The organism is Mesorhizobium sp. M5C.F.Ca.IN.020.32.2.1 (assembly GCF_004023105.1).
GTDB classification, from domain to species: domain Bacteria; phylum Pseudomonadota; class Alphaproteobacteria; order Rhizobiales; family Rhizobiaceae; genus Mesorhizobium; species Mesorhizobium wenxiniae.
This window is the reverse complement of sequence record NZ_RZSX01000407.1, coordinates 1-5,489: the sequence shown is the minus strand read 5'-3', so window position 1 is coordinate 5,489 and position 5,489 is coordinate 1. Positions and strand designations below refer to the sequence as shown.

Annotated in this window: 4 protein-coding genes; 2 read left to right on the top strand and 2 right to left on the bottom strand. The window is 61.5% G+C overall.

Annotation, left to right across the window (positions count from 1 at the left end; all coding sequences use genetic code 11):
* Nucleotides 1-51: 51 nt before the first annotated feature.
* The gene (locus EOA86_RS20140; protein ID WP_206630078.1) at nucleotides 52-306 is read right to left on the bottom strand and encodes a hypothetical protein; all 255 of its coding nucleotides are present in this window, start codon (nucleotides 304-306) and stop codon (nucleotides 52-54) included.
* Between the two features lie 126 nt (nucleotides 307-432).
* A complete protein-coding gene (locus EOA86_RS20135; protein ID WP_128343248.1) occupies nucleotides 433-1,059 on the bottom strand; it encodes a hypothetical protein in 627 nt (208 codons plus the stop codon).
* A gap of 265 nt (nucleotides 1,060-1,324) precedes the next feature.
* Here EOA86_RS20135 and EOA86_RS20130 point away from each other — a divergent pair, with 265 nt between their 5' ends.
* Nucleotides 1,325-4,537, top strand: coding sequence for an STY4851/ECs_5259 family protein (locus EOA86_RS20130; protein WP_206630077.1), 3,213 nt, complete (start codon nucleotides 1,325-1,327; stop codon nucleotides 4,535-4,537).
* 3 nt (nucleotides 4,538-4,540) lie between these two features.
* A partial coding sequence (locus tag EOA86_RS20125) for a DEAD/DEAH box helicase (RefSeq protein ID WP_164891851.1) occupies nucleotides 4,541-5,489 on the top strand: 949 nt, incomplete at its 3' end.

Below are 5,489 nucleotides of genomic sequence, written 5' to 3'. Positions count from 1 at the left end.
CCCTCGATGTCGACATCACCGTGAAGGCTCGCGCCAAGCTATTGCAGATTTTCAGGCAATCGCGCATTTCACGTATCGGTCGGCAGGGTCTTCCAGGAATATCCGGTTGACGTGGTGGCCTGTGGCCTCGGCGTGCGATCTGGCGAGCCGCGGCAAATCATTCAGGGCTCGAGCCACATCGTCCAGTCCGATCGGATTCTCCGACTCGGGTGGATCGACGCGAACGACATTCTGCTTGCCGATCAGAAGATAAGTCTGGCCGAGCGCATTCAGCGATTGCGCCTTGGCCGCGGCACGAAAAATCATCGGCGGATATCCGAGGCCGGGGAATACCCAGCGCAGCAAGCCACCTTTCCGGAGCACCATAGCGAGTTCAGCGGTATCCAAATTCTTGCAGAGCCAAAACTCGCCATCAGGGCGAGGGTGAAGCAATCAGAGGCCATTCGTGTTCATGATATCGGCGAGCAGTTGGCCGACGTCGCCAGCACGCGTTCCAAGTCTGCCATCGACGCGATGGGCGTGACCGTGATCCTCTTCGAACGCATAGCTCGATTCAAATTCCCTGAACGCGTCGCCCGTGACCGAGATGTCGGCCTCTTTTATGCGCTCATAGGCAGAGACCACAAAGTTGAACAGCGCGGGATTGATATTCACAACGGAGCCGTACCAGTGAAACACGGCCTCGCATGCTCTCCGCGCCTCCTCTTTGTGCCGACCTCGTGTTTCATTGACGGCACTGTCGACGATATCTCTCGGTATGAGGCACAAGATCATCAGATCGGTTACGACCGGATAGTTGCCCACCGGAATCAGCCTGACGACGTGCCGCAGTTCCTGATGGTGATGAAAGAAGTTTCTCAGGCATTTCAGCGCCGAGAATTCCTGCAAATCGAAGAAATCGAACCCCTCCCTGATCTGCAGCCGGTCGTTCAGGCTGTGTGCCGCCTCGAGCAATGAAAACAACGTGTCGCGATCGGGGGCAACACAATGGGCATGATACAGCCGAAAAAACCGCTCAGCGGCGGCGGAAGCATTCCTTCGAATATTGTCGTGACTCATGTCAGCCTTCTCGACGTAGATTCCGAGTGAACACACCGACGAATCGGAACGATATCGACTTTATCGGACACGCAGGTCCGTAGAGGCGCCAAGACTGCAGGACGAGTCCAAAAGCCTTCTCGTTCCTTCCCACCCTCGCGCTCTGCGCCGAGCTACAAACCAATCTGGGACCATTCGACCATTTATCTTGACGGTCTGTATAAAATTTGAAGGCTAGCAGTAGGGCACCGTTTGTTCGGGGGGAAATGTGCACGAGCCGCGCTCGATGCTTCGCACTGTCTACGATTCGCTCCTGCGTTCGCGTGAGCTGGCGCAGCCGGACGGGCGACCTCTCCATGCCTATCGCTTCACGCGCGCCGAATTCGAAGCTGCAGGGAATGCCCTCAGGACTGCTGGGCCCCGCTTCGTCCATGACCGCCACGGCTGCGCCCTCTTCGTTGCATACACGGCCGAGTGGTTCAGGCGAATCCGAGAAGGTGGCCACTGGGACTGGATTCATCCCCTTCGATCGCTGAACATCCACTATCGCGCCAACGATCCGACGGCGCAGATACAATACTCGAGCCTCCGGGAAGCGGCTGAGACCGGTCTGAGGGTTTGGCGCCGGTCGCCGAAACGCGGGCTGGCGATCCTTCAGGCCGTGATAGCCGAGTCCGGCTTCCCGGCCTCCGCTGTCCGCCAGGGTCCCAGACTCGCAAACTGGCTCAGGAGAAGCGTGCTGGCAATGGAGGCGGGCTTTGCCGCCGATGAGGCGGTCGCAGCGGAAGCTTGGCGGGCGCCCGAGAGCCTCGTTCAGATCCTCTTCGACGCAGCGGTGTCACTGTGCCGAGCGATAGTGGACCTGCGCGCCAGCGTGCCTCCAGGGCCTGAAGGCGTGGACGCAGTCCAGAGGTTGAGTCGCGTTCGCCCGGACTGGCCCGCCGAGCTCCCGTTCGATCTCGAGGAACAGGACGTTCGCAAGCTCGTCGAGGACCTCGTTCGGGCACGACGCCAGGACAGCCGCGCGCTCGATGTCGTGCGGCGGCTGCGACGCATCGAGAGCGGTTGGGCGGCGTTCGCTGAACTCTCACTGAAAGGAACTCTGGATCATCGTCAACTTCCTGGCCAGCTTCGCGTCGCCGTAGACCAATCGGGCCGTGTTCGATTGAGACCGGGTGGCGCGCTCGCGGAGCGGGGGCGCGTGGTGGCTGCTCTGGAGCGTATCACGGACGACCAGATGGACATCTGGGAAGTGCGTCCTCTCGTCCAGGGCTGCGATCTCGTGTTGGACCTCGGTGAGGAGTTTCGATTGCAGGCGATTGCGAACGAAGGAGTGATCGCCGAATTCACGGCCTTTGCCGGAGATCCCTGCGAAGGTCCGGTGATCGCGCTGGAGCCCTCCGATGCTGTATCCGAGCTCCACGAAGCGACCGAGTTCCTAGTCCTCGGCGCGTCGCCCGTCCGGACGCCATCTCCTTGGCTCGTTCTGGGTGTCGAGCCCGCCGCCATGCGCCAGCTTCGCATCGAGGGAGAGCGGCTCGATCTCGGGAAGCTCGCCGATGGTAATCGCCTGCTCATCGCGTTCAGTGGCACCGCCGAGATCGAAATCGGTGGCGAACGATTGGTTTGGCGAACCGGCGCCGAAAAAAGAGAAGCGCCACGGCTCAGTCTCCTCGGTGACCTTCTGCGCAATGTCGACGAGCGCGTTTTCCGTGGATGCCCGAACGCGTGGCTCATCGACGACGATGCCGCGGTCTCCGTCCCCAATCGCGACCTCATCTGGCGACACGTTGGTACCCGCGACTGGACGCCGGTCAAGGATCGTGAACCACTCGGCAGAGTGGAGCTCGCCATACGTCGAAGGGGCGTACTCGTCGCTTGGGCCCGTGCTGATGTCGTGCCCGCAAACTTTCGCATCGAGCCGAATGCGAAGGACAGAACATTGCGACTTTCAGGACTGGCCGGAGCACAGGTCGGAGCCGCGGGACCGAAACCCCTTCCGAGTAAGCGCGATGCTGACGAAGCAGTGATCAACCTGACGGACCTTCCGCGTGGGGGGACGCTGCATCTGCATTTGCGATGGGCGAACATCCTCGAGATGGCTCTTCCAGATCCAGTTGCCGAACCGATCCTGCTTGGTCCGGACGGCAGTGCAGGCGCAAACAGACGTCTGTCGGTGGGGCGGCTGTCGGGCTACCGTCTCCTCACCCCATATCCCTGGACACTGGTCTTCGAACTTCGACGGTTCGGGGTGCGCCCAGCCTACGCGACGCGCCAGGTGGATGGTCTGGTTCCGCTCAGCGCGTTCGGCGAATTGGTGCGCGAACTACTAGGTGGCTGTGAAGAGCTGGATGCTTTCGTTCGCATGACTTGGGCCGGCCGTCCCGAATTGGTCGCCGAGATCGGCTGGTATGACCTCGACCAATCCCTCGTGCTGCGCGAGAGCAGCTCTCCGTTCGCCGTGTTGGCCAAGAACGTTGCCTCTCTAAACCTTTGCGCATTTTCGCTGGCCGAGCCGCGAGCGGGGATCGTCCATCCTCCGATGGCACCCATGGGTACCATGGTGAGCTGGCTGAGCGAGTACCTCGGAGAAGGGCCCTGGCTGTTGTCTGGCGTGACTCAGGATGGCCGGCGACTTCGTCCAAAGGTCCTCGAGGCGTCCGCTGGCGTCCCTACCCCCTCTGGACTCCTCTTCGCTCTGCGCCAGCCAACGCGCGAACTGCGCGATGCCGCGTTGGATGCCTATCTTTCGAACAACCAACCATCGGTCGACGAATTGCGTGGCTTGGTCGAACTCGCTCTGATCACCTCCAAGGCGGAGATACCATATGCCTCCGTCGATGCCCTTCGAGCGTTGGCGCGGGTGCCCCGCACCGCAGTGGTCGTGCTCGCGGAATGCAACTCGTTCGCAGAACGTGAGGCAGTCCTGCGGCTGCAGAGCGAGCTCCCTTGCCTATGGTGTACGTCCGCGATCGAGGACTGGATCGCGGCCATGGGTGCGCGACGAGCACGACTGGCGACGAGGTTGGCCGAGTTCGGAGAGGACGTCGCTTTGAGCGACGCCGCCATCGCGCGGGGATTGGTGGAGACCCTCGACCTTCAGCCCACACTTCGCGTTCATGTGCAGGCGGCGCTGCTTTTGAATGGCATCTCCATTGCCGCACAACACGAGTTTGCCCAACGGCTCGGTCGTCGGACACCGGGCGGTATCGACGCTCTTGCTCAGGACTTGGTCAAGCGCCGCGGCGATGGCGGCCAACCGCCGAGCTCGCTGGGCCTGTCGAACATGGTGAAAAACTCGGTGGCCGTTTGGAATCGATATGATTCCGCCTTCGCCGATGTTCTCGCAGCTCCGTTCGTCGCCGCAGGTGTTGCAATGTCGGAAATCGAGCCTCGCGTCCACCTTTCTGCTTGCCGCTCCGCATGGCTCTTCGACCGCGACTATTTCGAGGCGGCCGTTGTGGAAGTCCTCTTCGAACGCGCACATTCCCGGGGGTGACGCATGATCGAACTCGAACGTCTCCTCACTCGTCTTCCCATAGAGGCCGCCGATGCCGTGGTTGGTATGGCCCGCCCGAAGTCTACCGATCTGGCACGCCACCTTCGCGAGAGACTGGGCGCCGCAGCGGGCGACAAAGGATCGTTCCTTTCCGAGCCATACCTCGAAGGCGCGTTCCCATGGCTGCCCATAGAGCGAGGCTGGGACGGCATCGACCCATCCCTCCTTCATCCGAAGACTGTCGAGACGCTTCGGCGAGTATCGCCCTATCCGCCCTACGCGCACCAAGTGGAGGCTTGGTCGAAACTCTGCACTGACGACCCGGTCTCGGTCATCGTTTCGAGCGGCACCGGCTCTGGGAAGACCGAGTGCTTCCTGACGCCCATATTGGATCGGCTGGTCAAGAGCTCTGATGGAGGCAGCAAACGGCTGACGGGTGTGCGTGCTCTCATGCTCTATCCGCTCAACGCGCTGATCGCGAGCCAAGAGGAGCGGCTCGCGAGTTGGTTCGCGCCGTTCGGCGGCGCGCTTCGATATTGCCTCTACAACGGAGAAACGCCTGAGGAGACGCGCTCTGCGCGTGCACGAAGCGAGCCTTGGAAGGTCTTCGACCGCAAGACGTTGCGACACGACCCGCCGCCGGTCCTGGTGACCAACATCACCATGCTCGAATACATGTTGATCCGGCAGAAGGACGAGCCCATCCTGGCTCGATCGGAGAACACGCTCGACTACATCGTCCTGGACGAGGCGCACTCCTACATCGGTGCGCAGGCTGCCGAGCTCTCGCTGCTTCTACGTCGAGTAGCCCTCGCCTTTGGACGTGAGCCGAGCCAGATCCGATATGTCGCCACCTCAGCGACGATCGGTACTGGCGACGGCGGCGAACTGCGCCGCTTTTTGCAGGATCTCTCTGGAGCACCCAAGGAGAATGTCCATGTGGTGTACGGCA

Excerpts from the sequence above, each read along its gene's own strand:
- EOA86_RS20135 (WP_128343248.1), bottom strand. The coding sequence starts at position 1,059 with ATGAGTCACGACAATATTCGAAGGAATGCTTCCGCCGCCGCTGAGCGG.
- EOA86_RS20140 (WP_206630078.1), bottom strand. The coding sequence starts at position 306 with ATGATTTTTCGTGCCGCGGCCAAGGCGCAATCGCTGAATGCGCTCGGC.
- EOA86_RS20130 (WP_206630077.1), top strand. The coding sequence starts at position 1,325 with ATGCTTCGCACTGTCTACGATTCGCTCCTGCGTTCGCGTGAGCTGGCG.